Genomic DNA, 25706 nt, shown 5'->3' on the forward strand with positions numbered 1-25706 from the left:
CCTGACCTCTTGACTGCCAGTCAAGCGCTCTCCCAGCTGAGCTACGCCCCCGTGCGAAGAAGTACTATACGGGAACTCGGACGGCGATGCAAGGACAATTTCGGAAAATATTTTGCGGCGCGTGGAACGGGCGCGGGGCCGAGAGGACCCACGGTACTCGACATAGTCCGCGGGGCTCGGAATGTCGCCCCAGGTGCCGCCGGCCAGACCAAAGCGATCCGCGGTGCTTCCGGGGACCTGAGCCCTTCCGCACGCCTTCGGACCATTTTACGGAACCGTGCGTAGCTCGCCCAAGCTGGTCGCTTCATAAACGGACCGGTTTACTACGCCGATTCCCGGATTACCGACCTCACGCCTACTTTCGCAAAACGGGCAGGCGATCTACCTGCGGTTTTACGAGCGGCGAATTCGGTGTGCTCAGCTACCCCCAATCCAACGTAGTAAACCGGCGTGGTTGTAAAATGGCATTTAATTACTGGCAGCATATAAAGTATTAAAAATGCTCAGTTGGGCATTATTACTTACCAATATCAAGCCAATTGCACAGAACGTTGGCCCGCAATCTGGTCTCAGCGCATCTCATCGCCTCGGTTTTTGGCTTGTAGCGCAACTCTAATCGCTCACACACACTGTGGATGATGGCATCAAGCTGATCGTGATCATTGAGCATGTCATGGGTTACAAGAAATACGTCGTATCCCATGCTTTGCAATGCTGTCATTCGGGTGGCATCGTGGTCAAGCACAGCACCCGATCCATGGATAACCTCTCCTTGAAGTTCGATAATCACTGCCTTCATTGTTATTGGGTTTACGATGACGATATCGCCGTAACAGATTTTCTGACCTGCGATTTTCCGAGCTGAATTCGACAGCGGTGTTAGGTCGTTGACGAATATGTTTTTAAACTCCGCTTCGCCGGCACGCCTCGGATGACTTAGCAACATGATTCCAGCAACTTCTACCGGGGAAGCAGCAATACCCATTACCTGCTGTGCGGCTTCGTAGAATTGCTTTCCCCACATTTCGCCCTTAACCTTCACCGCAAATTTGTGCAGTTCTTCTATTTCAATAAGAGGTTTTCTCATCCAGAGTGATGTGCCCTTTCCGTCAGCTTTATTTCCGGATCCGTCATCCTGCTGCCCACTTTGATCATTCTCGCTGTCCTTCTTGTGCGTCCGAGGACAGACTCGCTTCCATGGGGCCTCGTCTTGTGTTTCGTCTAGTTCAAACAGACTTTCTGTGGTGTACTGCTCTTCTTCTGATTTTGCCTGCTCAAGTGCCATGTCGACCGCGGGCGTTGGTTTAAAAACCGAGAACCATCCGCAAAATTCGTACATAGCCAGAACCAGGTCGTATGAAGAAACGCTTCGGGTCATGGTGAATAGCGTATGAAGAGGATCTGTGACGCTAAAGCCCATACCCGTGTCGATGGAAACCTTTTCTGTATAGGCGCTGTTCCATCGGATGGTCCGTCTTGTCTTGGAATGCAGGTTGCTTCGTGTTGATGCTGCTGTGATGACTGGCGTCTTAAGGACGTCGGTTACGAAAGGGGCTTGGGCTAGGGCTCGCCAGCCGTCTTCGGAGTTGGGTAGGCGTGGGTAGAGATCGCGCACCTGCGGTGGGCAGCGCCAGTAGCGGAATGCGGTGTTTGCACATACGATTTCGTCCATTTGCGCCTCCCCTGGTATCGGCCGTAGGCCGTGCGGATTGCGGGTATGGCCGATTATCTACTGGGGCATCATGCGGGTAAGTACCGGAAGCAAACCAAAAGCTTGACGGGTTCTGCCGATAAGCCTTCGTGTGATAAAAATCCGCTGGAAGGCGCTCTGGGCATGTGGTCCCTGTCTCCACATTTGCGCTCGGATCACAAGGGGAATTCAATGAAAATACGTATGCGTTTTATGCAGAACGCGCAATGGCGTCAGCAAAAAGGGTGCGATAAAAAAATGACGCCTTAGAGGACTACGATTTGATTTTGGTGTCACTTTTGGTGTCAGTTTTAGTGTCAAAAAGAAAAAGGCCAGAAGTTTAATACCTCTGACCTGTGCTTTTGATGGTGGGCGATACAAGATTCGAACTTGTGACCCCATCCGTGTGAAGGATATGCTCTACCCCTGAGCCAATCGCCCGTCGCCTTTCGGCAAAAGAGATACTATCATAGCCGCGCGTGGTTTACCAAGAACTTTTTGTCCCCGATTTTAAATTCGTGGGCACAGACCACGGCGCCGCAATCAGGGCAACCGACAAACCAGCAGTTCAACCGCCCTTTATCGCTTGATCCACGAGGTCTCGGGGCGGCAGATAAGTCTCGCATTGTTGTAGGCCATGTCGAGCGTGAGGCAGGTGCGCGCGGCGTAAAAGCCGTCCTCGCGCTGGATGGTCAGCGCCAGCTCGGGCTTGTCGCCGGTCAGGCACAGCGGCAGCAGCAGCTGGATCCGGCCGCCGTAGAACTGGGGGACCGCGAGCGTGTAGTTTGCGGCGGCGCGGCGGGCGGCCTCGACGACGGCGCCCTCAAAGGCGCGGCGCAGCAGCAGCGAGTTGCCCTCCCCCATCAGGCTGGCGGGAATGCGCGTAAAGTTCTCCTCGTCGCCCAGAATATGGTCGATGTTGGAGCGGATGGGCAGGCGGTAGTCAAAGACCAGCTCGGAAGGATCCTCAGCAAAGCGCACGCGGCACGGCAGGTACTCAAACGAGACCAGCATGGGGTCGCTTTCCTTAAAGAAACCCGTCAAAAACCAGCGCTGGCGCGCATCGGGCTTGGTGTTGGGCTCAAACAGACCGTAGATGGTCTCGTAACGGCGTGTGTACAGGCCGGTGTTGAACAGGCAGCGGTCGTCGTCGAACACCAGTGGCAGGTTGGACGGCGCGGTCTGGTCCACGTCGCGCTCGGTCAGGAATACCGCGCGGCTAAACGAAAACGACAGGTAGTTTTTGAGGATGCGGTTGCAGGGACCCCAGTCCTCGGGATCAGCGAGGTCGACCAGGCGGTCGTAACAGGGCTCGGGGCAAAACGCAAAGTCGTAGATATTGCTGCACAGGGTGCTGGGGATTTCCATGTGGTGTCCAATCCATTTCATAGCTGGCGTGCGGATGGTTTGATTCTATACGTGCGATGCAATTCCGGGGAGCAAACACAGTGGCACTAGGAGTCGTACTCCAGGGCGATCGGTTGCCAGACGAGGTCTTCGATAGTGCAGTGCAGGGCATTTGCGAGCGCTAATGCCGAGGAGACCGAGGCGCGGCGTAGGTCGAGTTGGTTCTGCTCGTAGAGTTGTATGGCGCGAAGCTTAACCCCCGATTGGGCGGCGAGCTGTTTTTGCGTTAGTCCGGCTGACTTTCGTGCCGCCTTGAGACCCTTTTTGTCTGCCTGGGCGTTGTTCCATTTATCAATGACAATCTGGGCGAATTTGTCTTCGGAGGCCTCGTGAAGCGGATGGTACGAGCCGATTATCCAATCGAGCGGGGCGACTTCAAACAGGTCGCTAAAACACAAGCTGCTCATCCATTGCGCATAGGCCAAAACCCAGCCCGCCCAATACTGAGGCGAACGGTCGAACGGATAGGTCTCTCTGCATTCAACGGGGCTCAGTCCCGCATGGGCGATAATATCGCGCGCGAGCTCGTCGCCCGCCATGCCGCAGACGACGCGAGGTGTGCCGCGCTCAAACTGTTTCATCTCAAGAGCGTTCGACAGGATGGCCGTCAACTCGGCCGGAGTCAGCCCTTGGTCACAGAGGGCAAAATCGACCGCCTCGCCCAGCGTTCTCATGGCATCCTCGAGATACATCTCACTGTAGGCGTGGATCATCGTCCGTCATCCCCTCTCGAATGATATCGACGATACGGATTCCCTCAAATGGATTTTCGGCAAGCAGCTCTCGATATTGCGCCCTTGCCGCTTCATCTCGCTCCTTGGCCAATGGACCATACAGAGCTTGCGGCGCACGTTCAAATCCTGCAAAACGAATACTCTTAAACGCGCGCTCGCTTTTGAGCACAATCTGCTCTCCCAGGTTGCCGAGCCTCATAGATCGACCAAGCTGATCGACGGTAATCGTATTGTTCACAAAAGCTCTGGCATAACTAAAGTACGAGTCGTCCGCGCGCCATCCCCTAATCACATCGCAAGCTCTAGTGTCAGGTAGAAAATGATTGTGGAGATATTCGCACGCGCCCGCGGCAATGGCGGTGTCTTTGCGAAAAGAACGATGCTCAACAAGCAACGCTATCCAATGCAGGACGCAATATTGCGGCGATAGCAGGTCGAGAATTTTGAGATCGGCTATATCGAGTTCATAGCGATTCGCAAAGCCGTCGGCATCACGCGAGCACGCCCATTCCCTTGCAAGGTCGAGGCTCTCTGTGCAATAGAATCCCTGTCCATAGTCGTTATGGACTTTCCCCAGGCCAAGCTGGGGAGTCTCAATGATTTTCTGAGAACCATGCCACAGTTCCACGCGAGCCTCCTAACAGGTATCGCTCTGGCGATAGTGTAGCACTCTATCGCCAGAGCGATACCTGTATCAAAAGAGCAAGATGGCAATCCCGTAGCTGTCGGCGGTCTTGGCGAGTGTGAAGAACACGCCGCTTGCGCTCGCTTTGGGTTTTGCCGGCTTTGAAACGGAAGTATTCACAGGACATCTATAAATGTAACTAAATAGTTTGCCGTGTAACATTACTAATGTTACATTTCAAAATATCATGTTACAAAAGGAGGCGAGGCATGCGGGAATTCGTTGAGAAGATGCTGCATACGAGGGTCGAGCGTGAGCCCGTTAACGTCTCGGGGCTTCCCCTGTATCTGAGGGGGTTGTACTCCCTTGAGCGGTGGACCGCCTTCGGCGTGCCGTTCGTGATGGCTTCCCCCATCGAGAGTGCGACGGTGAAGACCATGGCGAAACACCGCAACACGCTTGAGATAGCTCTGGGGATTCCCGTGGCTTTCGCTCTCGAGAGCGCGACGGGCTACAGGGTCGAGCGAATGCTTGAGGCCGGCCTCGCCTTCGTAGCTACAGACAAACAGGTGTATCTGCCGTTCCTGGGAGTCGCGCTGAATGGTGACAAGGGCCATGCGGGCGACCGTAAGCAGGTGAGCGTCGAAACGCTCTCGCCCCAGGCGCAGCGACTCGCCATCATGGCGCTCTACGGTGAACTCGACGGAGCCAACGTCACTCAGGCGGCGAGTGTTCTCGCTGTCGCAAAGATGACCGTCTCGCGCGCGTTCGACGAACTCGCCGCTGCCGACCCCTCGATCGTCGTGTCCGAAGGGCGCCGACGGGTCCTACGCCCCGACCGGAATAAGATGGCGCTGTGGCGACGGCTGGAACCATACATGGCAAGCCCGGTCGCAAGGGAGCATCGCCTGACCCACATGCCTGATGCGGACCTTCCACCAGGAGGAGTTTCGGCGCTGTGCGAGCTCTCAATGCTGCAGGACGACCCCTGGCCGACTTTCACCGCGACCAAAGCGCAAGAGCGCGCCCTGGGGCTGGCGACCTGTGCACGTAACGCTGGATTCGACGAGTCAGAGGAGCCCGCGTGCGTAGTGCAGGTACTGCGCTACGAGCCCGAGCCAGCGCCCGGGTGTGTTGGCGACCCGCTTTCCGCCATCCTATCCCTTCCCGACGATGTGAGGGACGACCCGCGCGTCGCGGGCGAGATCGAGTACGTCTTGAATCGAGTGCTTGGGGTTGATTATGAAGGGAATCGATAAGTTCAAGGAACGCTTCGTGGGCCGCGAGGACGAATATGTCCTAATCGGTGGCGGCGCCTGCGACCTGCTGTTCGGCGAGGCAGGGCAGAATTTCAGGGCAACGAAAGATCTAGATCTGGTCCTTCTGGTGGAAGCGCTGACACCTGAGTTCGGCCGCGTCTTCTGGGACTTTGTCCGGGAGGGCGGATACGAGAACAGACAAAAGAGTAGCGGGAAGCCGCAGTTCTACAGGTTCTCTAAGCCGAAGGACCCGGCCTTCCCCGCCATGCTGGAGTTATTCGCGTGCGCCGACATCAACTTGCGCGAAGGGGATTCCGGCCTTATGCCGATTCACATCGACGATGAGGTTTCCAGCCTTTCTGCAATTCTGTTGGACGAGGAATACTACAGACTGCTTGTCGAGAACAGGGTGTCGGCCGGCGGCGTCGCTGTCCTGTCGGTCGAGGGGCTTATCCCCTTCAAAGCTAAGGCGTGGCTTGACCTGTCTGCCAAGCGCGCGGAAGGTCAGGCCGTCGACGAGAAGACCGTGAAGAAACACCGCAACGACGTCTGCCGCCTCGCCACCTTGCTCGCGGGTAACGAGCACCCCGCCATGAGCGAGGGGGTTCGTGCTGACATGAGGCGCTTCATGGAGGTCTATGAATTGGACCCCGTCGATCCCAAAACAATCAGGATCAAGGGTGTTGCGGCGCAACAGATCGTTGAGGTGCTGAAGGACGTTTACTTGCGATAACGCGCACACATGACGCGCTTTCGGCCAACGCAGGCCCCAAGGACATTGCAATCCAGTGGAAGTCGGCAGTTTTGGCGAGTGTGGGGAACACGCCGCTCGCGCTGGCCTTGGGCTTTGACGGCATTGAAACGAAACTGGGGCTTATAAGTCAAAATAGAGACGCCTTCAACCAGAAAGATTGAAGGCGTCTTCTCCGCGAGCGTTATTTAGATTGCGTTGGTCGCGCCCTGCGACCAAGATCTTCTCGGTAGGCTTTCTTTTGATTCCGTTGGTCGAGCCTTACGACCAAATTCTAGGACAAGCATATAAATAAATGGAAAGCGATGCAAGGCGGGTTAAGAAGTCCCGCAATCGCCTTCGTTAACCTAAGGCGGTGAGCCGTTCTATCTAATCCAAATATTCGCAAACCCCTCGTCCTTCTTACAGTGTTTCATAGACACGCACCTCATCCTGCTCGATGCTTTTGCGGAAGGTCGGGCGCATGTGCTCTGGTGGGTTGGTGACGATATCAACCTTTCGCCCAAGTTCCATCTCGAGCTCATGGAGGAGCTCGTAAAGCGTGCCGAACGTCATGGTGTTGCCGCAGACAAGTGCGTCGTACCGCATCAGCAGTGATATGCGGCGCTCATAAGCACTGTCCCCAGCAGGAATAGCGTTAAGGAGGCAGCTATCCAGTAGCAGTCGCCGGTCTTGGGAAGCGCCGATGTTGTTGCCATAGTGGATTTGGGCTTGGTCGTCTTGGTGACTGCGGTCTTGGTGGCCGTTGTCTTGGGCGATGTAGCTGCGGGTTTCACCGCAGGATCCGTCGCCTGTCCCGCACCGGGTTGACCCGCAGCCGGGTCGGCGCCACCAGTAGTCTCGCCTGTTCCATCCCCTGGCACCTCGCCGCCGGGTGTAACGGTCTCCCCCGCCGGGGCCGTGGCACCATCGGGCTCAATCACCACATGCGTGGCCACGGACCCTTCAGCATCCACCACGCCACCAGCACCAAAAGCTCCGCCTGCAGGCGTCACAAAGTGCGCAGCCACGAGCGATCCGCGATCGCAGGCAACGCCGGCATACGTACCGGTTGCATCCAGCCAGGACGCATCCACGACAAGCGTCTCGCTCGCAACGTCAGCACCAAACCCCTCGTCGAGCAAGCGCACGCCATAAAAGTGCAAGCCTGCATCGGATCCCGCGCCCGCGGCAACAACGCGCCCTCCGCCACGTACTGTTAAGCTGCCTGCGGCAATGCCGGCAACAGTCTGGTCAATAACGCCTGCCCCGTCGGCCCTGGCATCGACCGTGCAGCTGTCCACCACTAGCGCCTGGGACACATGGATCCCGCATTGCGAACCTGTCGCTGCGAGCGAGCCGGAACCGCGAAGCGTAAGGTTCCCCCACACCTCCATGCCGCTCATGGAAATGTCCGCATCGGGCGCATGCGTCTCGACCACGGAGTTTTGCCCCACAAGCGTCACCACCAGGTCGCCGTCGGCGCCGATGGCTTCGCCCGCATAGCCGGTGAGCTCTAGATGTTCGGCATCGGCCCAAACCCACCCGAGACCCGACACGCCCGGCTCGTAGTACGTGGCGCCCGCAATGAACAGGCTGTCCGCGCCCGCGGCATAAGAAGGCCCGCCCAGCAAAACGCATAGGCAGGCCATGATAGTAAGCAGGATGTAGTTTCGGCTGGTGTGGAACGCGGTGGCAAACATAACCGCTCCGATCTTCGCAAGAGCCAATGGGAGCTGTACCAGGAAATGCCTTGGTAGCAGCAGTTATTATTGTAGTGAGATCGGACAATAGACGATGATATAACCCGTGATCGACTCCCATAATTAGGTGTAAATCGTTTTGCCAGCCGGTGAAAGGAAGGGGCGTATTTCCTTATTCCGAAGGAGGCTCCTCAACACGCATGCATGGGTGGCCATCGCTGCTATAGAACAAAGTAGATTTAGCCTCATCAATTGAGCCACACAACTTAAAAAGGCTCGAATGCTTTATTGAGGAGTAGCCATCTTTGTCGATTTTCAACATCATTAGTCTATTCATAAGAAATAGAGCACCGATGGCTTTGAGAAGATTTCCCTGACTTGCCTTCTCAAAATTACCGGTACCCGTATCCTCGTCAATTACTACTCTGTTGTGTTTGACACTGTTGTAGTCGGTCCACCAAGTTAGGGGTTTCGAATTATCGGCGCGTTTGTAATATGCGCTGCCATTTTTATTCTCGCTTTTAATCTGCTTCCAACCATCGAAAGGTCGAAATTTGAACTTTCCCTTAAACTCAACGGTCTTAATTCCAAGATCAGGAAAAGCTTCCCCAAGATAATAGCCCCATTTGTTTATGGTGCATTTATTAAGGTCTACATTTGGAAATAACTGACGAACAATCCCCTTTCCTAGGGAATCTATCTCACCGCACGATGCAAGATAGAGAGTCAAATATTCAATAGAATATGTATCACGGTTTTGCTCTGAAAAAGCGCAATAACGTTCCGTATGTGCAAATCGCTCCTCTATTGCCAAATAATAATCCCAATAAGACTGACAATATAAATCGAGCGAATAATTCGGATCTATGTTCACCGTGAATCCCCTATTTGATAATTCAATTAATTTAGATTGCTAACGAGGTTTGTTGTGCCCTTGTTTAAGGAATAACTTCGATCAATACTTCCCGATCAGCTCTTTTCCATGTTAATGTCGCCAGGCATCCATATATGCCATGCATCAAGCGCCTGAGGCTGGAAATCATCCGGTACTACAATTGCTAGGCTTGACCTTGCACGTGTGACGGCAACATAGAGTTTCGCCTTCGTGGCTTCAGATAGGTTAGTGCTATGGTCAAAGAGCCAGTTCCGCATATTGGAAGTTGGAAAAAGAAGAACATTGTCAAAAGAAAGCCCTTTTACAGCGCCCATGTTATTTGTCTGAATCCCTGGAGGAGTTTTTGTCCTTCTGTCATAGACAAGGCTCACGGCGCCATAACGGTTGCTGTAACTGACAACATCCGAAACCCTAACTAATTTTATGGGCTGTTGGGATGTAGCTTCAGATTTATCCCTTGTCGAAATAGTTGACGGAAGCTCCGGATACAGGGCATCAGCCAAATCCACAATAATCTGAGGACAACGGTGACAGAATCGGAGTGTGTCGACATCGACAGTGCAATTAAGGCGTTTGTCCTTAATATATTTGCCAAACCCCGATTTGCGATACGACTTGTTTTTAGCGACGTTTGCCGTATGAAAAGTTGCCTGTCGCTGATCGCCAGCAAAGCGCATATCACTAATTTCGCAAAGCATGTTTGCGATAAGGTCAAGATCATAACCAGACATATCTTGGATTTCGTCAATACAAATCATGGTGTATAAACGAGATAGACGATCGATAACGTCTCCGTTTGTAATCTCATTAATATAAAGTGCGAGTTCTGCAAGTTTGTCGCTAAATATTTTGATCTTGTTATCGCCATTATGTCGGCAAGCATAATGGCGCAATTCAGTTTTCCTGGTCCTTAATGCGGATGCGGTGCTTACGAGGTCGATGCCGGCGATGGGTTCATTTGCAAGCGCCCCAAATGCGCCCTGAAATGGTCTTATGCACTCGTTTAGAAGGAACGTATACCATGGCATGACGTCAATCGTATCAGGGATGCTACCAACTTCATTTAGAAGAACTCGGTTTAGTTCATCGCTATTGGCATCAGTGAATGTTGTGAGAAGCACGTGACCATTACGATGCTCGACAGCCAATCTAGCGAGATACGTCGTTTTACCAGATCCCGCCGCGGCGTCATAGAATACACCGGACATCTAAATCACCCGACGGCCCTATCAATGAAATCAATTGCACGGGTGATATAGTCGGGCCAGTTGACTTCTGTACTTGTTTTAAAAAACTCGTACGCGCATTCAGTTTTGTGACTTTTCATATATTGGAGCAGATTATCTCGTGTGTTATAGCTTTTCCTCAATATCTGATTGACGCAGTCAACCCCGTTTGCTTCAACTAGCTCAGGCTCAAGCGTATTGTAAGAGTATCCGTCAATTGACCCTCGATTTAACAGTCTTTCTGGGAAACTGACGGCGACTCTAGCGTCCTCATCAGGTTTGCCTTTGCCGAGTAAACTATAGGCCTTATATTGATTTTCTCTGGCCTCGATGTTTCCGTCATTGTCGGTCAAAGCGACAGCGAACTGAGAAACCGCATCAGCAAGTTGTAGAAATCTGGAACCAGAATTGCCGACTGAAATAACCTCTATGCCATCTTGAATGGGAAGGCGACCGTTATGGGAATCCATATACGCTCTCTGTACTATGAGCTCATCAGAATCACCTTCTACAAGAAAACACGCTTTACATAGCAAAAAGCGAAGCGTTGAATAGCCTGGAAGTTTTTCAAAGAAATGGTAGGTATCATCAGTGCAACCGTTGCGGAGACTGGTAGTAGTGCCATCCGGGCCAACCATAAGAAGATTACCGAGATATAACTTATTTGCTACAAAGCTGCTGTGTGTAGTAATTACAGCTTGCTGGCTATTCAATTCATCACAAATACCATTCAGTAGCTTATTGAGACTTGCGTGCGAGAGGTGTGCTTCGGGCTCTTCGAGGAGAATTACATTAGATCCGTTTTCGCTGTTTTTTGCTAGGGCCAACTCGACTTCAACCATATTTTGAGATCCGGCACCGGCATGTGAAAACGATATTGAATCAAGGGCTGCAACTACGCCGGACTCCCATGCTCGCTTATTCCCCATATCGCTGCGGAAGCTGACTGCTTTTCCCGATAGGCTATTCACCTTGTCGGATAACACTTTATTTGCAGCGCTAACAGCATTGCATTCATTAAATTGGAGTCGAGAATGTCGATATGCCTGAAGGACTGAAATTTGACCATCATGATCTAAAACGTCTTTTGCAAGATGCGATATATAAGACTGCTGACTTCCAGTCCTTGAGAATCCAGAAGAGTCGATCAGACAAGAACGAAGCTTTAATGAAGAAGTAACTAATCCGCTGCGCGCAAATGTATACCTTTTAACGCGATAGTATTCGATAGGCAGGGCATTTCCTTCAAGCCCTTTTACGTATTGATCAAATTCCGACCCAAATTCTTCGCGATTAAGCGCAATTAAAATTCCAATTCCGGATTGTTTTTGTTTACCAGCATTGTAGTCACCTTCATATTTTGCTATTTGATGGTCATCTTTGCCATCGAACGTAGCTTCGATTCGAATTAACGGCGGCATCACAGCGGACCCGCATTTCAGCGTATTGAAATAGCAATTGACGTTGTCAACATTAAATAAATCTTGAGTGAGAGCTTGATTGAGCGATGTACCGCGATATGTACCAGACAGTACAAGATGAAGAGCCTCTAGAATTGTGCTTTTGCCTGAATCATTATTACCAGCGAGAACGTTAATGCCTGGAGATAGAGAAATATGAGTTGGTGATGCGAATTTTTTGAAACCCTCGATGTAGAGATCTTTTACATATAGGTTAGGTTCCATTTCCAAACTCCGTTACCGTTTGTATCAAACATTTTTGAAACCACTAGGTGAATATATCTCGTATAGTCCTCATCCACCACTTTGTCTTCATACTGATTTAATTACCAAGAAATTGCTTTATAGCCACTTCAATCAGCGGAATCACAATTGACGCTAATGGGCCAACGTTCTTTGCGATAGCCGAAAGCTTTTCGACCTTTTCGAGAAAGTCCTTCTTGTCGTCTCCTTTAGATGATTTATCTAGATCAGCGATTGCGCCGAGGGCTACATTCCTGTCTTCTTCATTTAGTTCTAGTTCAAGCACCATCTGAATGGCAAGAGTGGAATTCATAGTCGACGAGGAGGTAGATGACGAGGATGAACTCGAGGAAATGTTAGGGTTGTTTGATACGTTATTGTTGATTACGGGGCTTACATTAATATTCACTGGAACCTCCTGGTCCAAAAACCAGCCTTCAAAGTAATTCCACCCGTCGTCGGCTATTGCAACTCGATAAGCGATGTTATCTGCCCAATCAACCTTCAATAGACCATTTCGGGACAATTCGCGATAATCACCTTCCCTATTGCTCACATATGAAGGTCCCTGACGGGCCTTAGCGTTGTCGTCACAGCACAGAATGTTGAGAAGCTCGTCGGCGCTATCGCTTATGCACTTAAACCTCCTTCTGGCTTGGCGCGTTCGACTATAGTGTTCGCGGCCAGCAGGGCATAAGGCTTCAACATATGCTGTCGAATTGGACATGTCGGTCAGCATTGATATCATGCCGCTGTCACGAAGCGCCACGAGATGCTTTGTAATTTCCAGATCTGTCAAATCAAGCGGAAGTTGGTCCTGTCGCATCCAAACAATAGATAACGCCATCTCCTGCTTTGCGTTCAATTCAAACATACACCACTCATTTCTCGCTATTGAATTTGCTAGTTATCAGCAGGTCTCTTTTCTTTAGGATATGACCCTGCAGAGACATATCTACGAGTCGAGTAAAATCCGCTCATTAAGAACCGCGAAAGCCCCAGTCCGATTTTGATGCTGATACTAATTAGTACAAGGCCTTACGATCCCACAGACCTTCCACTCTCCACGGCGCTTTTCCAAATGGAGTTGATAAACATTCGTCAAATACTGCGGCGTGCTGGTTATCCAGGCATTTGAAACATGTGGAAGTAGTTTAACCTGTGCGTAATCCGTACCGCCCTCATGAGCCACCTTAGAAGCGGCTCCAATTTGGGGAATGGAACGAATCATCTCTGAAGCATCCTCAAAATCACCCCAGTATGCCAGGGAGTCTTGGCATACTGCCGATGTAAGACTCCTTATATCTAGAGGCTTTTTCAACAGTAGATTTATAAAGCTGTCCGCAGCCAAAATAGCCGATGCGTCATCTACTGGCAGAGCCTTTATGATATCAACGACTTCGGGAACATCCGCATCGTGTCCAGCAACATTCGACCAGTAGGGAGAGCCAATAACCTCTTTAGCCTCGCCACGGGAGGTATCGAGGTTCAATACAGCGGCCTTGTCGCCGTCAATTCTTGCAAGCGTAGGCACTTCCGCCGAAATGCATAAATCTCTGAACCTGAAAATGATTTGCTCGCGTGAAATTACAAATGGTGCAAGGGCATGCAATCTTGCATGGTTGGGAATCGCCTGCAGCCGCATTGCCCTGTCGTAATCTGCGTGCAGCAAGCTACCGTAAACGATGTCTTCGATGTTACTAAAATGCCCTTGTACATCGTTTCCGTTTTGTAACATGAGCTCAATATCTCTTCCGAGTGGCTGTTTGAGCCTTTTACGCAAATCTCCAACAGCCTTCGTATTGAAGCGCGAATCGGTTTCGGCGATATCAAAAAGCTTCTTAAGCTGCACGCGCTCGCTATTGGAAAAGTACTTCCGCTGAAGCATCATGCGGACACAAATTGCGGTCCAGACCATCTCGATATCTTCTATCTTAGAACCGCGAAGACCAAGTGGGTCTGAAATAGAACTGCATTCAATCTTTGTAGGCAAAGGGACGCATGCAGTAATAGCATCGTATTCCTGCACCGTGAACATAAATAGAGACAATAACGATGCGTTATCTATTTTTGATGCTTTATTCATGAGCTCCCTCAGGTGGTAATTGCAAGGTAGAGACCAAAATCTTACGTATATCTACCAAAACATATTACAGAGGTTGATGGGGCTTGTTAAATCAAAAGAGGGTGTATCGGCTTTCGCCGATACACCCTCTTTTCGACAAATGGATTTATACGCAAGGTTAGAGTCTCTGCTGGAAACCCTCTCCCCTAGTCCCGCTTAAATAGATCCCTCGTGTAGACCTTGTCCGCCACGTCGGCGAGCTCGTCGCTCCAGCGGTTGGCCACGATAACGTCACAGCCGGCCTTGAAGGCCTCCAGGTCGTGGGTCACCTCGGAGCCGAAGAACTCCGGCGCGTCCAGCGTGGGCTCGTAGACCACCACGGGCACGCCCTTGGCCTTCACGCGCTTCATGACGCCCTGGATCGAGCTCGCACGGAAGTTGTCGGAGTTGGACTTCATCGTCAGGCGGTACACGCCCACGACCGGCTTCTCCTTGCCCTCATACACGCGGTCCCACACCATCTGCAGCACCTCGTCGGCCACGAAGTCCTTGCGGGTGCGGTTGGCGTCCACGATGGCCTCGATCAGGTTCTGGGGCACGTCCCTGTAGTTGGCGAGCAACTGCTTGGTGTCCTTGGGCAGGCAGTAGCCTCCGTAGCCGAAGCTGGGGTTGTTGTAGTGGGACCCGATGCGCGGCTCCAGGCACACGCCGTCGATGACGTCGCGGGTGTTGAGGCCGCGGACCTCGCAGTAGGTGTCGAGCTCGTTGAAGTAGGCCACGCGCAGCGCCAGGTAGGTGTTGGCGAAGAGCTTCACCGCCTCGGCCTCGGTGGTGCCCAGCACGAGCTCGGGAATGCCGATAGTTCCGTCGGCGTTAACACGCTCCAGCTCCGCGGGGTCCGCCCCTTGGGCAAGCAGGCGTGCGAAGCGCTCGGCAGCCGCGACAGCCTCGGAGTCGTCCTTCGGCGCGCCAACCACGATGCGGCTGGGGTGCAGGTTGTCGTAGAGGGCCTTGCTTTCGCGCAGGAACTCGGGGCTGAAGAAGATCTTGTCGTCGCCCAGCCTCTCTCGCAGGCCCGCGGTGTAGCCGACGGGGATGGTCGACTTGATGACGATCCAGGCGTCCGGGTTCACCGAGCGCACGGCGGTGATTGCGGCCTCGACGGAGCTCGTGTCGAAGAAGTTCCTGTCCGAGTCGTAGTTGGTTGGCGTGGCGATGACGGCGTAGTCGGCGCCCGCGTAGGCCTCGGCCACGTCGACGGTGGCGTGCAGGTCGAGCTTGCGCTCCCCCGCCTTTGCCTCCGCGAGGAACCGCTCGATCTCGTCGTCCTGGATGGGCGATACGTAGTTGTTGATCTTCTCGACCTTCTCGGGCACGATGTCCAGCGCGTGGACCTCGTTGTGCTGCGAGAGCAGGACAGCGAGGGACAGGCCGACGTAGCCGGTACCGGCAACAGCGATCTTCATGTCATTCTCCAATTGTCAAAGAACAGTAATCAGCATGAAAAATGGCCCCTGCTACAGGGCCATGATTTGCTAAATGTTGTAGTAGCGCTTATACCACTTGGCGAAGGCCCTCAAGCCGTCCTCGAGCGGCGTCGCTGGCTTGTAGCCCAGGTCGCGCTGGAGCGCCGTGGTATCGGCGTAGGTGACGGGCACGTCACCGGGCTGCATGGGAACGAGCTGCTTGTGAGCTTCGAAGTCATAGTCAGCGGGCAGCACGCCCTCCTCCACCAGCACGCGCTGCAGCGTGTCGACGAAGTCGAGCAGGTTCTCGGGATGCGAGTTGCCGATGTTGTAGACGCGATGGGCGGCGAGGGGCAGCCCGTCCTCGCCCATCTTCACCTCGGGTGCGGCGTCCATGACACGCCTCACGCCCTCGACGATGTCGTCGACGTAGGTGAAGTCGCGACGGCAGTCGCCCATGTTGAAGATCTTGATGGTGTCGCCGCGGCGCAGCTTCTCGGTGAATCCGAAGTAGGCCATGTCGGGCCTGCCCATGGGACCGTAAACCGTGAAGAAGCGCAGGCCGGTGGCCGGGATGGAGTAGAGCTTGGAGTAGGCGGCGGCCATGAGCTCGTTTGACTTCTTGGTGGCGGCGTAGAGCGACACCGGCGAGTCCACGCGGTCCTCCTCGGAGAACGGCACCTTCTTGTTGCCGCCGTAGACCGAGCTGGAGCTCGCGTAGACGAGGTGCCTGAGCGGGTGGTGGCGGCAGGCCTCCAGGATGTTGAAGAATCCGACGAGGTTGCTCTCGAGGTAGGCGCGCGGGTTCTCGATGGAGTAGCGGACGCCCGCCTGGGCGGCGAGGTTCACCACGACGTCGAAACCGTTCTCGGCGAACAGACGCTCGATGAGTGCAGAGTCACACAGGTCACCGCGCACGAAGGCGAAGCGGCCGTCGGCATCGGCCTCGGCGAGCATGCGCAGGCGCGCATCTTTGATGCCGGGGTCGTAATAGCTGTTGAGGTTGTCGAGACCGACAATCACATCGTCGGTCTCATCGAGCAGCTTCTTGACGAGGAACGCGCCGATGAAGCCGGCGGCGCCCGTTACCAATACCTTACTTGCCATTTCTCCTCTTTCGTTGTCAATGTACTAATTCAAAAAGCGCGCTTACGCCCGCTAGAGGAAGTAGCAGGCGAGGCTCCACAGCTTGAAGTTGCGCGTACGTAATGCGAGCAGAACGTCGGGCCAGCGCCCCTGCATGGTGGTCTGCATCTCCTCGAACTCAGGCACCGACGCGAGGATGTCGCACATGAGGGCGAAGGCCGAACGCATCTCGGCGTCGTCGAGGGCTGTGAGCCTGTCGTAGGCGAGCATGCCGAACTGCTTGAGCGTCTGGTCGAACATAAACTGGTCGAACGCCCCGCCAAGCGCGCGGCGCCAGAGAATCATCTGCTGGACTATCCACACCGTGTCCAGGGACTTCTTGGAACGCTTGGAGGTATGGCTGATGCTTGTTGGGTTGTTGCGGTAGTTGTAGACAACCCCTTCGATGGCTGCCTCTTTCCACATACCGTAGATGCAGTATTTGAGGACCGTATCCTCGAACCAATAGCCCTCAGGCAGCTCTATCCGTCTCCATAGCTCTCGACGGAAGGCGTGACCCCATGGTGTGCCGCCCGCTAAGGTCGACTTCCCTCCGTTCCTGAGTGCGCCGCTCTCGTCAATCGAAACGACACCTCCCGAGACAAACCCAATCGTCGAATCTGCAAGGGGTGCCATAAGCAGTTCGACGGAAGCCTCAGGAATGTTGTCGTCGGAGTCCACAAAAACGATTACCCCCCCCCGGACCTTTTCGAGTCCAGTGTTGCGGGCGCCTGAGAAACCGCAATTGGCCTGGTGGATGACGCGCACGCGGCTATCCTCGGCCGCCAGCTCATCGAGAACGGTCCCCGTCGAATCGGTCGAACCGTCGTCGACTGCCACAATCTCAAAGGTATGCGACGTCCGCTGCGCCAATATGGACTCTACACACTCTCTCACGTAGCGCTCGACGTTGTAGCAAGGCACGACAAAGGAAACGTCGACCTCGGGAATCTCGGGCCATTCGGAGCGGTCGGGCGAGGGTACGGCGACGAACGGTGGGCGGAACTCGCGCTCCAAGCCGGAAAGGCTCGAGACGTCGTACTCCGTGACTGGCGACACGAAGGCGCGGGCGCGCAGTGGCGGGTAGATTGCGGTCGTCGCGGCGCGAGCTGCCTTTCGCATTACTTTCTTGTATATCGCTTGCATTGATGTGCTCCTCCGAGCTGCTCGATTACTTGGGCAGATGGGTCTCGACGTGGGCACGCTTCTCGTCGCGAGACATATGTTTGGTCATAAGTAATTCATGTGCGTGCTTGTCGCGATACTCCTCTACCGTACAGATAGGGCGGGCCGGAACGCCGGCGACCACAGTGCCGTCAGGGACGTCGTGGGTGACGACGGCGCATGCCCCGACGATGCAGTCACGGCCGATGGTGACCCCCGGCAGGATCATGGCGTTCATACCGATGTGGCAGTTGTCGCCGATGGTCACGCGGCCAAACCGATCGCAATCCGCAAGCTCAGGGTACTTATGGCGCAGTACCCAGCAGCCTCCGTCGTGGGTAGTTATCTTAACGCCCCCCGTTATGCGAACGTTATCCCCGATGGTGACGAGCCATGGCTCGGAGCCCAATTCATAACCATTGAGGATTTCGCACCCCCTCCCGATGGTGAGGCCGCCCTTCTTAAGAATGGCGAGCTTCTTATCGGCGGGAGTGAGCTTCCATTTCAGCGTGGATAGCAATCCCATATCACATCCCTTTCTATACGGCTGTTCTTCTCACGGGGTTCATAGCGACTAGGTGCTCGAGCGGCCTCTCAAGTGCATGGTGCAAAAGCAACGCAACGACCATTGATATCACAGTTACAATGAGATAATCCGCGATGCCCGCCCACCCAAAGGCGTCACGCATGAGAGCCAGGACATAGATGTTCAGCAGATAGGACTCCAGGCTGGCCTTGCCGAGCTTTTCGAGGAAGCACTCAAAGGGAAGCCTTTGCGGAGCGGAAACCCAGAAGGCAATAACGAGAGCGGGCATGAAGGACGTGCACCCTGTGTTCCTAGAGAGGAACCAGCCGAGCAATGCGAGAACGCTCCCAAGTACAGCGGCTTTGACAGATACCCCCCCCCGAGACTTTCCGGATATCAAGCGGTCGGCGAGTAGGTAGCCCGTGAAGAAGGACGGAATCCGCTGGAAGACATTCGCGACGTTGAGCGCGAGGCCGGCATCCGTAAAGGCGGCCTTCAGGAATAGCGCGACGGCGGCACTCAGAACGGTCGCCACGATGCAGACAATAGGCGCGCCAAAGCGGCGGCAGAAGCTACCCACCAGTGGGACCAAGAGGTAGAGCGGCACAAGCATGGACACATACCAAGCCCCCCGGTGGAGCAGCCAATACGACAGCGTGGAGACGTCGAGCACGAACAATCCCCAGTCGCCCTGGTCGGCAACGAGGATGTCGGAGGCGAAATAGAACGGGACGGCGAGTATCAGGTACGGAACGCCCACCCTGACGAGCCTCTTCCAATAAAATTTGCGGGCGATGGGGCACTTAGCTATGGAGTGGCCTATGCCGAAGCCGCTCACGAGCAGGAAGACGTCAACGCCCCAGTTTGCGTAGGTGAAAAACGCACCAAGGGTACCCAGGTCGGCGTAGGAGTACACGTGGGCAAAGTAGATCATAAGGGCCGCTATGCCCATAACCAAAGTCCGCCTCTCGCGGAGGCGCTGGATACTGAACTCGAGTTCCGTCATCGGCTGCACACCCCCCGCAAGGACCCCAGGAACCCAGTCATCTGTGCCACGTAGTTTTCGGTCTGAAAGAGCTCCTTGGATTTGGCAAGCGTGGCGCGCTTCATGTCGATCAATTCGTCGTCTGACATGCAGCAGGCGCTCCTGACGCCCTCGGCGAGCGAGGCTAGTTTGAGGTCGGGAATGACGATGCCGTCGACGCCGGGCGAGAGCACGAGATCGGCACCGCCTACGGCATTACAAAGCATGGGCACTCCGTTGGACATGCATTCCGCGAATTTGGTGGAGAAGCCAGCACGGGCGTAGAGCGCGGGCTGTCGGAACAGGATGCCGAAATCCGCCCTGCGGAGCATCTCGATGACAGCAGCATGCGGGAGCCTGCCGTGGAACCTGACTGCAGCGCCCGCGCCACGGCCGTGCAGCAGGATCTCGCCTTCCCTCTGGCTCACGCCCACAACGTCAAGCTCGGGCTCAGTCTCGAAGGACCCTGCGCAGGAGGCCATAGCCTCAACGAAGCAGTCGATGTAGTCCTTGCCTGTGGGAGACCCTGCGTAAAAGAAACGGGTTGACTTCCTCTTGGCGAACTCGGGTGACGGAACTTCGTCTAGTGCGTCGCCCGATCGGTTGAGCGGCGGGAGAAACATAACGCGCGGGGCGCCCTGTGCCTTTTTGAGTTCCTCGAAGTGCTCCTTAAAGAAGGGGGATATAGCTAGCACCCCATCGACCGCTTTATCGGCGTCGGTGACGCGTCTCTCCCGCGACTTAGCCACAATCCATTTGGCGAGGTCGCCCTCGAAGTGAGTCTCGAACCAGTCGGTCTCGTCGACGAGGACCGGAACGCCCGCGCTATGGCATTCACGCTCTATGGCCTTGGCGAGGCGGTTCTGGATTCCGTAGTAGATGACGACTGCGGGATTTATGCGGGCCATGGCTTCCTTGAAGGCGGGGATGCTCGCACACGAGATGAGGCGCTCGGCGTACTTTGCGGCCAGCTGGCGACCGCCGAGGGTCAGGCTCTTGGGGAACTCGATTGGGTAGTCAAATTCCTCGACGAGGGCGGGCAGCTTCGGGTCGGCTATGCCTGCCACCATGAAATGGGGTTCGTAATTGCACATGGAGAGAAGATCGGCAATGGCGAAGGCGTGCTTGGTGGGCGCATTGCCGCCGGGAATACCTTGGACGACGTAGAGGATACGGTCGCTACTGCTCAATGGCCGACTCCTTCGCTAGCTTTCTGTTGATGTAGGCGGGATATACGACCGAGGAGCTGAGCATAGTGACGATGGTGCCGAGCAGGACGCCCGAGCTCGACCCGATCATGTTCGCGAACAGGTATGAAAGCGGGATGTTCACAATCGCCTGTCCTACGGCCAGCGCCATCATCATCTTCATGCACGCCATACCGTTGGACACCTGCGACCAGATGGCGTTCCAGCTGTACACCAGGCAATATACGAACATAAGCCAGACGAGGTCGGTCGAGGTATCGAGGTGTTGCCCTAGCCAAATGTCCGTGATGGGCGTGTAGGCAAGGGCGAGCACTAAGCAGCAGACTGCGGGCAAGGCGAGCAACTTCTCCATGTGCCGAACGTTGCCTTTGATGCCCGAAACGTCACCTCGCGCGTAGCGCGCCGTTATGGAGGACCAGTACGGTGAAATCATGGAAGCGTACAAGCTCACGGGGACGGTAAATAGCTTGAAGGCAGTGGAGTACGGGGTGACTGCCTCGGGTCCGAAGATGTTGGAAACTATGACATTGTCAGTGCTCGAGAGGACCAGTGATGCCATCTGGATGATGAAGAACTGGACGCCGAGCCCGGTGACGTCCCTAGCCATACCCTTGTCGTACGCCATCGGGGTCGGCACCCAGGGGCGACGCTTCCTGAAGAATGCAAACGTGAACGCAAGCTCGATGACGAGTGCAGAGAGACCGTAGGCAATGGCAACTGACATGAGTCTGTCGGAGTCGAATAATCCGAGCGTGAGGACGCTCATGAGCATGCACGCCTGCTGTGCAACGCCGAGCAGGCTAACGATGTGCGCTTCCTGCACCGCAAAGAAGAGGCTTTTGCAAATGGAGAACACGAAGCCAATGCACATGAGCGCAAAGCTGACCGCTACGACGGCTTTGGCGTTGCCGTAAAGCGACTCAGGGATGTTGAGCAAGGCGTTCCAGTCGATGAACTGGAAAACGACGAGCGCCACGGCCATTACGCCCAGTACGACGACGCTCAGTAGCACATAGGCGCTTGATATGAGGGACTTGACCCTCGAATCATCGGCGTCCTTGGCCAGGGCGGCGCTGAGTTTGTTGCGGAGGCCGTTGCCGATACCAATATCGAAATAATTTACCCAGGAGATTACATTCAGGATTGTTGCCCAGATGCCGTAGAGACCAGTGCCCAAGTAGCCCAAGATAACTGGCACGTACAGCATACTCAACACCATGCTCACTGCCTTGTAGACGGCAAGCAGCACACTGTTCTTCTTGAGGTTCTTCTCGGAATAATCCGCCATACAGCTAATTCCAGACGCCATGGGCCGCGATGCGGGCATATGCTCCGAGTAGCGCGTCCCGGTTTACAGTTCTCGAGTGGTTTATGTTGGCCCTTTTCCTGCCCGCATCAGCGAGAGCGTGCGCGAGCGAATCGTCAGTGAGGACACGGATGAGGGCATCTGATATAAGCTCGGTCTCATTGAAAGGCACGAGCAAGGCCTCCTTGCCGTGCTCCGCGATGTCGGGCACGCCGCCCACGAAGGTGGCGACACAGGGCAGTCCCATCATCATGGCCTCACCCATGGAGTTAGGGGAGTTCTCAATCGACGAGGTTGACACGAAGGCGGAGCAGAGCGCCATCTGGGCGACAACCTCGTCGGGGCCGAGCGAACCCACGAAATCGAAACGATCGCGAACGCAAAGTTCATCCATCCTCCTCGCTAGATACCGATCGTAGGAGGAGCCTCTCATGGGGTCTGTGCGCAGACCGGAAGAGCCCGCGACGACGACCCGCACGTCGGGCACCCGCCGCGCGATAGCGGGCAGAGCCTCGACGAGACGGTACATGGCTTTGATAGGTTTGGAGCCCTGGCTGAAGTAGAGTCTATGCGACGACGCATCTCTCGCCGGAGTTGCATCGTAGAACTCAGGGCGAAGGCTCTCCCCAACGTGGTGGTACTCGATATCTGGGTTCACAAGCCGACAGCAGCCCTCATCCCACCTCGTGCGCCCAATGATATGGTGAACCGACGCAATAAGGCGCTCCTCACTTTGGCCCCGCCTCTGGTAGCTCTCGCGCTGCTCATAAAGGGAGCAACGGTTCTTGAGTTCAGAGAGCGTCCTGCGCTTGAGCCAGGTATCCGGGAAACCGGCCATAAACTGGCGGCTGATAACGGACACGAGACCCTGGATTGAGACGACCGTCCTGTCTAACAGCCCGCAGTCCCCGGCGGCTTGTGCCATGAGCTCGCCAAACTCGTTCTCCGAGCCGAAGATGTGTACGACGTCGGGCTTGGTCGATGTAAGGACTTCGGTGAACAAGCCTTTTGCGGCATCGCGTTCACGGAAGTCTCCCTTTGAACAGAAAAAGCCGTGGGCCTCGAAACCGGTACCTGAGGACCGCTCCACCCTTGACTCGGCTTTCTGAGGATAGAAGATGATGAGCTCATGCTCGCCGACAGACATCACGTCGGCGAAGGCGCCGTCGAGCCATCCACTATTTACCGATCCGCTACGCCCAAGCGCCTCGCTTATCGCGCGCACCGGCGCGTTGCACAGCCACGCTATCCTCATCGGCAGTCACCCCCTTCTCGTTGCACAGGGCGAGATAGACAGAGATGGACACGAGCAGCGGCGTCAGTACGAGCGACTGTGAAACCGCGAAGTTGAAGTACAGGAACAGATAACTGCAGACGGCGGCGGCACCAATACGCGAGCTAAATACGGGAGCCAAAAGCCAGTAGAGGTACGCGAGGGCGAACGGGAAGCCCAATGCGGCCGTGGTGGTAAACAACCCGGCGCCTACCGACAGCGCGCCCTTGTATGCCTGGACCTCGTCGAATCCGACTCCGAAAGGGTGCTGCGACAACAGCTCTAGGGACGCCACGACCGAGTCGATTCTCACAGCGCCGTTGCCCTGGTTTACGCTGAAGGAGCCCTCGGAGCTGAAGAGCTTGCTGAATACGGACTCAACGAGGATGGATGCATCGCCGCGCACGTAGTAGTCGCACACCAACGCCATAAGACCCAACGACACCAAGAGAACCAGATATTGCTTGAAACCACTCTTCGCCGAGACTTTTCGTCTGCGCAGGTCCCCGGAGGGGAGAATGAAATAGAACGCAAGCATGGCAAGCAAAGAAATTAATCCGGTCGTAGATCCGCAGGTAACGATGCCGAGGAGGATGACCAGTGCAGAGACGGCACGCTCCTTGGGGCTGACGCTCAGCCGCTCGTACATGAACACGACACAGAAGAGGGCCGCTGTGAGGACCCCTTGGAAGACGCCAGGCTCGGTGAAGATGCCAATGTTGCGCGTTTCGCCTTCGCGAACGCAGCACAGGAAAAGGCCCTTGGTGTGGAAGTTCACGGAATCCGCCGCCGCCATGCTGTAATAGGTGCCTTTCGACTCGAACTCATAGAAGGGCAACCTGTAGTACAGGCCGGGGACTGCGAGACGGGCGAAGTAGAGTACTAGGCTCACCGCAGTAAGGAAGCACACGATTCGGAGCATGCGCTTGAGGAAGTCCGCTGGCGATAACTTGATGGCGAGTACGATAAGGCCAATGGTTAACGCATATCGGGTGAATACTGAGATGCCCGCACCGCCAGCCGTGACCCTTACTAACATGGACATCACGAGGACGCTCGTTACAAACGCCACATCGCGGAAGTGCCAGTACCTGGGGACGAGAAGCGCGATTGCTATGACGACGAAAGCGAGGTAGTTGACGTAGGGCTCGATGAAGTATGCCATGAGATACGAGTTGCCCGTGAGTAGCACGCAGTAACAAAGCAAGTACTGGATAACCGCCTGCTTGCGGCCACCGTCCTTGACGGGAGACGCTGCCGTGGCATTGAAGAATCTGTTGTTCATAATGGCTATGAGATCAGCCTCCGCCAGGAGTTTCCGATGTTCTCGAGCGAAAGCTCGTCGCGGAGCCTTCGGGCCTGAGCCGATATGGTTTGCGCAAATTCGAGGTCATCTACTAACCGGTCAAATGAGCGCGCCTCGGCAGCAAAGTCGTCAACGTCGACGAGAAGACCGTTTACGCCGTCATCGATGACCGCCTCGGCTCCGCCGCCCAGACAGCGGGTGCAGACCGTGGGTACGCCCATAGCAAGCGCTTCGAGCATGGAGTTCGATAGTCCTTCGAATCGCGAGGACATGACGAAGGCTGACGCAGTTCGCACGTCTTCAAGGGCGTCTGGGCTGAAGCCATTGAAGACGACAGAATCTGCGACGCCGAGGTCGTCTGCGAGCTGAATGAGTTCGGATTTCAAGCTTCCCTTGCCGAACACTTCGAGCGTGTAGTCAGGGTGGGACTTATGAAACTCGGCGAAGGCTCGGATTGTCATGCCATGATTCTTCTGCTCCTCCAAGCGTCCTGAGGTCACGATGGCCTTGCGTCTTGATCCCTCGTACGCCTCGGGCACAGAAGCGGAAATGGGGTTTAGGATGACCGTGCCCTTTTCCTGCAGGGGTCGTGGGAATAAATCCTTCTGAGCCTGTGTCTGGAATACGATAGCCACGGCCTTGCGATAGAGCGCATCGCGCATCTTAGGAAGCACGGCGTTGCCTGGAAAATCGAAGCGTGGGTCATTGCGAACCGACACGACGACCTTGTTGGTCAGACCAATGGAGGCTATGAGGGTGTACATGTTCTGATGTGGCAGGAAAGAGATAAAGGTCGCCTGCGGATTATCCCTCATGAAGCCACGTATGTAGCGAATCTGCTGCAGTGGTTTAACCGAGGAGCTAGCGAATTGTGAAACTACCTCGACCCCTTCTGGAATGTCGTAATCAATGAGCGGGCTCTTTGTTAGCAGGTACGTAAACCTAAAGCCATGAGCAATGAAGTATGATGCGAGCGCAAGAGAGACGCGCTCGGCACCGCCACCCATCAAAGAAGGATGAACAAAGACAATATGTCCAGCTTCTTGAGCTGAATTTGTATATTTCAATTTATTCCTCTAGTTTAAGCTGACAGAATCACTATAAATTTCAATTCCTTATTCCGCCTACAGGAGTCGCAACGGTTGAAACGTCTATCGCCATGGCCTCGAGGACGCTCATAGGAAGTCCCTCGTTCTTTGATGGCAGACAGTGCAACGCAATTTATTGGAATAAAGCTTGCCTCTCAATCGCGAGGGGCTCTTGCGGTCGGC

The 25706-nt window shown here is 54.7% G+C and carries 25 protein-coding genes and 1 tRNA gene; 4 read left to right on the plus strand and 22 right to left on the minus strand.

Features of this window, described 5'->3' with window-relative positions; all coding sequences use genetic code 11:
- Positions 1-517: 517 nt before the first annotated feature.
- A complete protein-coding gene (locus I4W09_RS00725; RefSeq protein WP_196031259.1) occupies positions 518-1672 on the minus strand; it encodes a putative endonuclease domain-containing protein in 1155 nt (384 codons plus the stop codon).
- Between the two features lie 45 nt (positions 1673-1717).
- On the opposite strand from I4W09_RS00725, the gene I4W09_RS00730 reads away from it, so the two are divergent.
- A complete protein-coding gene (locus I4W09_RS00730; RefSeq protein WP_196031260.1) occupies positions 1718-1960 on the plus strand; it encodes a hypothetical protein in 243 nt (80 codons plus the stop codon).
- 96 nt (positions 1961-2056) lie between these two features.
- Here I4W09_RS00730 and I4W09_RS00735 read toward each other — a convergent pair.
- The 4 genes from I4W09_RS00735 to I4W09_RS00750 form a co-directional block, all read right to left on the minus strand.
- Positions 2057-2131 (minus strand) — tRNA-Val (locus tag I4W09_RS00735).
- Positions 2132-2269: 138 nt separating this feature from the next.
- Entirely contained in the window at positions 2270-3058 is a 789-nt protein-coding gene (locus I4W09_RS00740) for a DUF3825 domain-containing protein (protein ID WP_196031261.1), read from the minus strand.
- Positions 3059-3144: 86 nt separating this feature from the next.
- Positions 3145-3810, minus strand: coding sequence for a helix-turn-helix domain-containing protein (locus I4W09_RS00745; RefSeq protein ID WP_196031262.1), 666 nt, complete (start codon positions 3808-3810; stop codon positions 3145-3147).
- On the minus strand, positions 3791-4459 hold the full coding sequence (locus tag I4W09_RS00750; protein ID WP_196031263.1) for a DUF3990 domain-containing protein: 669 nt from the start codon (positions 4457-4459) through the stop codon (positions 3791-3793). Before I4W09_RS00750 ends, I4W09_RS00745 begins: the two co-directional genes overlap by 20 nt.
- A 266-nt stretch (positions 4460-4725) precedes the next feature.
- Between I4W09_RS00750 and I4W09_RS00755 the strand changes: the two genes are divergently transcribed.
- The 3 genes from I4W09_RS00755 to I4W09_RS10490 all read left to right on the plus strand — a co-directional run bounded on the left by I4W09_RS00755 (position 4726) and on the right by I4W09_RS10490 (position 7063).
- Positions 4726-5715, plus strand: a complete 990-nt coding sequence (locus I4W09_RS00755; protein ID WP_196031264.1) for a hypothetical protein — start codon at positions 4726-4728, stop codon at positions 5713-5715.
- A complete protein-coding gene (locus tag I4W09_RS00760; RefSeq protein WP_196031265.1) occupies positions 5699-6448 on the plus strand; it encodes a hypothetical protein in 750 nt (249 codons plus the stop codon). The genes I4W09_RS00755 and I4W09_RS00760 overlap by 17 nt, the downstream gene beginning before the upstream one ends.
- Before the next feature lie 483 nt (positions 6449-6931).
- On the plus strand, positions 6932-7063 hold the full coding sequence (locus I4W09_RS10490) for a hypothetical protein (protein ID WP_268865626.1): 132 nt from the start codon (positions 6932-6934) through the stop codon (positions 7061-7063).
- Here the strand turns inward: I4W09_RS10490 and I4W09_RS00765 are convergent.
- The 17 genes from I4W09_RS00765 to I4W09_RS10620 all read right to left on the minus strand — a co-directional run bounded on the left by I4W09_RS00765 (position 7054) and on the right by I4W09_RS10620 (position 25650).
- Positions 7054-8148 (minus strand): hypothetical protein, encoded by a 1095-nt coding sequence (locus tag I4W09_RS00765; protein WP_196031266.1) that lies wholly within the window; start codon positions 8146-8148, stop codon positions 7054-7056. The genes I4W09_RS10490 and I4W09_RS00765 overlap by 10 nt on opposite strands.
- A 172-nt stretch (positions 8149-8320) precedes the next feature.
- Positions 8321-9022 carry a hypothetical protein gene (locus I4W09_RS00770; RefSeq protein WP_196031267.1) on the minus strand — a complete coding sequence of 234 codons (702 nt, stop codon included), beginning with the start codon at positions 9020-9022 and terminating at the stop codon, positions 8321-8323.
- Between the two features lie 95 nt (positions 9023-9117).
- The gene (locus tag I4W09_RS00775) at positions 9118-10251 is read right to left on the minus strand and encodes a hypothetical protein (protein WP_196031268.1); all 1134 of its coding nucleotides are present in this window, start codon (positions 10249-10251) and stop codon (positions 9118-9120) included.
- Positions 10252-10256: 5 nt separating this feature from the next.
- On the minus strand, positions 10257-11954 hold the full coding sequence (locus tag I4W09_RS00780; RefSeq protein ID WP_196031269.1) for an ATP-dependent nuclease: 1698 nt from the start codon (positions 11952-11954) through the stop codon (positions 10257-10259).
- A 97-nt stretch (positions 11955-12051) separates the two neighbouring features.
- Positions 12052-12846, minus strand: coding sequence for a hypothetical protein (locus tag I4W09_RS00785; protein ID WP_196031270.1), 795 nt, complete (start codon positions 12844-12846; stop codon positions 12052-12054).
- Between the two features lie 147 nt (positions 12847-12993).
- Positions 12994-14058 carry a hypothetical protein gene (locus I4W09_RS00790; protein ID WP_196031271.1) on the minus strand — a complete coding sequence of 355 codons (1065 nt, stop codon included), beginning with the start codon at positions 14056-14058 and terminating at the stop codon, positions 12994-12996.
- A 185-nt stretch (positions 14059-14243) separates the two neighbouring features.
- Positions 14244-15503, minus strand: a complete 1260-nt coding sequence (locus tag I4W09_RS00795) for a nucleotide sugar dehydrogenase (protein WP_196031272.1) — start codon at positions 15501-15503, stop codon at positions 14244-14246.
- Positions 15504-15572: 69 nt separating this feature from the next.
- On the minus strand, positions 15573-16610 hold the full coding sequence (locus tag I4W09_RS00800; protein WP_196031273.1) for an NAD-dependent epimerase/dehydratase family protein: 1038 nt from the start codon (positions 16608-16610) through the stop codon (positions 15573-15575).
- Between the two features lie 51 nt (positions 16611-16661).
- Positions 16662-17750, minus strand: a complete 1089-nt coding sequence (locus tag I4W09_RS00805; RefSeq protein ID WP_196031274.1) for a glycosyltransferase family 2 protein — start codon at positions 17748-17750, stop codon at positions 16662-16664.
- 49 nt (positions 17751-17799) lie between these two features.
- Entirely contained in the window at positions 17800-18318 is a 519-nt protein-coding gene (locus I4W09_RS00810; protein ID WP_196031275.1) for an acyltransferase, read from the minus strand.
- Positions 18319-18331: 13 nt separating this feature from the next.
- Positions 18332-19324 carry an acyltransferase family protein gene (locus tag I4W09_RS00815; protein ID WP_196031276.1) on the minus strand — a complete coding sequence of 331 codons (993 nt, stop codon included), beginning with the start codon at positions 19322-19324 and terminating at the stop codon, positions 18332-18334.
- A complete protein-coding gene (locus I4W09_RS00820; protein WP_196031277.1) occupies positions 19321-20532 on the minus strand; it encodes a glycosyltransferase family 4 protein in 1212 nt (403 codons plus the stop codon). The genes I4W09_RS00815 and I4W09_RS00820 overlap by 4 nt, the downstream gene beginning before the upstream one ends.
- Positions 20522-21838 (minus strand): lipopolysaccharide biosynthesis protein, encoded by a 1317-nt coding sequence (locus tag I4W09_RS00825; protein ID WP_196031278.1) that lies wholly within the window; start codon positions 21836-21838, stop codon positions 20522-20524. The genes I4W09_RS00820 and I4W09_RS00825 overlap by 11 nt, the downstream gene beginning before the upstream one ends.
- Positions 21839-21842: 4 nt before the next feature.
- Positions 21843-23111, minus strand: coding sequence for a glycosyltransferase family 4 protein (locus I4W09_RS00830; RefSeq protein ID WP_196031279.1), 1269 nt, complete (start codon positions 23109-23111; stop codon positions 21843-21845).
- Positions 23050-24414 (minus strand): hypothetical protein, encoded by a 1365-nt coding sequence (locus tag I4W09_RS00835; RefSeq protein ID WP_196031280.1) that lies wholly within the window; start codon positions 24412-24414, stop codon positions 23050-23052. The genes I4W09_RS00830 and I4W09_RS00835 overlap by 62 nt, the downstream gene beginning before the upstream one ends.
- 5 nt (positions 24415-24419) lie before the next feature.
- Positions 24420-25502, minus strand: a complete 1083-nt coding sequence (locus tag I4W09_RS00840; protein WP_196031281.1) for a glycosyltransferase — start codon at positions 25500-25502, stop codon at positions 24420-24422.
- 40 nt (positions 25503-25542) lie between these two features.
- Positions 25543-25650, minus strand: a complete 108-nt coding sequence (locus tag I4W09_RS10620; RefSeq protein WP_371732484.1) for a glycosyltransferase — start codon at positions 25648-25650, stop codon at positions 25543-25545.
- Between the last annotated feature and the right edge of the window lie 56 nt (positions 25651-25706).

It is taken from the genome of Collinsella aerofaciens (assembly GCF_015670795.1).
Lineage (GTDB): Bacteria > Actinomycetota > Coriobacteriia > Coriobacteriales > Coriobacteriaceae > Collinsella > Collinsella aerofaciens_Q.

Coding starts and splice junctions, on each gene's coding strand:
- I4W09_RS00725 (WP_196031259.1), bottom strand. CDS start 1,672: ATGGACGAAATCGTATGTGCAAACACCGCATTCCGCTACTGGCGCTGC.
- I4W09_RS00730 (WP_196031260.1), top strand. CDS start 1,718: ATGGCCGATTATCTACTGGGGCATCATGCGGGTAAGTACCGGAAGCAA.
- I4W09_RS00740 (WP_196031261.1), bottom strand. CDS start 3,058: ATGGAAATCCCCAGCACCCTGTGCAGCAATATCTACGACTTTGCGTTT.
- I4W09_RS00745 (WP_196031262.1), bottom strand. CDS start 3,810: ATGATCCACGCCTACAGTGAGATGTATCTCGAGGATGCCATGAGAACG.
- I4W09_RS00755 (WP_196031264.1), top strand. CDS start 4,726: ATGCGGGAATTCGTTGAGAAGATGCTGCATACGAGGGTCGAGCGTGAG.
- I4W09_RS00760 (WP_196031265.1), top strand. CDS start 5,699: ATGAAGGGAATCGATAAGTTCAAGGAACGCTTCGTGGGCCGCGAGGAC.
- I4W09_RS00765 (WP_196031266.1), bottom strand. CDS start 8,148: ATGTTTGCCACCGCGTTCCACACCAGCCGAAACTACATCCTGCTTACT.
- I4W09_RS00775 (WP_196031268.1), bottom strand. CDS start 10,251: ATGTCCGGTGTATTCTATGACGCCGCGGCGGGATCTGGTAAAACGACG.
- I4W09_RS00780 (WP_196031269.1), bottom strand. CDS start 11,954: ATGGAACCTAACCTATATGTAAAAGATCTCTACATCGAGGGTTTCAAA.
- I4W09_RS00785 (WP_196031270.1), bottom strand. CDS start 12,846: ATGTTTGAATTGAACGCAAAGCAGGAGATGGCGTTATCTATTGTTTGG.
- I4W09_RS00790 (WP_196031271.1), bottom strand. CDS start 14,058: ATGAATAAAGCATCAAAAATAGATAACGCATCGTTATTGTCTCTATTT.
- I4W09_RS00795 (WP_196031272.1), bottom strand. CDS start 15,503: ATGAAGATCGCTGTTGCCGGTACCGGCTACGTCGGCCTGTCCCTCGCT.
- I4W09_RS00800 (WP_196031273.1), bottom strand. CDS start 16,610: ATGGCAAGTAAGGTATTGGTAACGGGCGCCGCCGGCTTCATCGGCGCG.
- I4W09_RS00805 (WP_196031274.1), bottom strand. CDS start 17,750: ATGCGAAAGGCAGCTCGCGCCGCGACGACCGCAATCTACCCGCCACTG.
- I4W09_RS00810 (WP_196031275.1), bottom strand. CDS start 18,318: ATGGGATTGCTATCCACGCTGAAATGGAAGCTCACTCCCGCCGATAAG.
- I4W09_RS00815 (WP_196031276.1), bottom strand. CDS start 19,324: ATGACGGAACTCGAGTTCAGTATCCAGCGCCTCCGCGAGAGGCGGACT.
- I4W09_RS00825 (WP_196031278.1), bottom strand. CDS start 21,838: ATGGCGGATTATTCCGAGAAGAACCTCAAGAAGAACAGTGTGCTGCTT.
- I4W09_RS00830 (WP_196031279.1), bottom strand. CDS start 23,111: ATGAGGATAGCGTGGCTGTGCAACGCGCCGGTGCGCGCGATAAGCGAG.
- I4W09_RS00835 (WP_196031280.1), bottom strand. CDS start 24,414: ATGAACAACAGATTCTTCAATGCCACGGCAGCGTCTCCCGTCAAGGAC.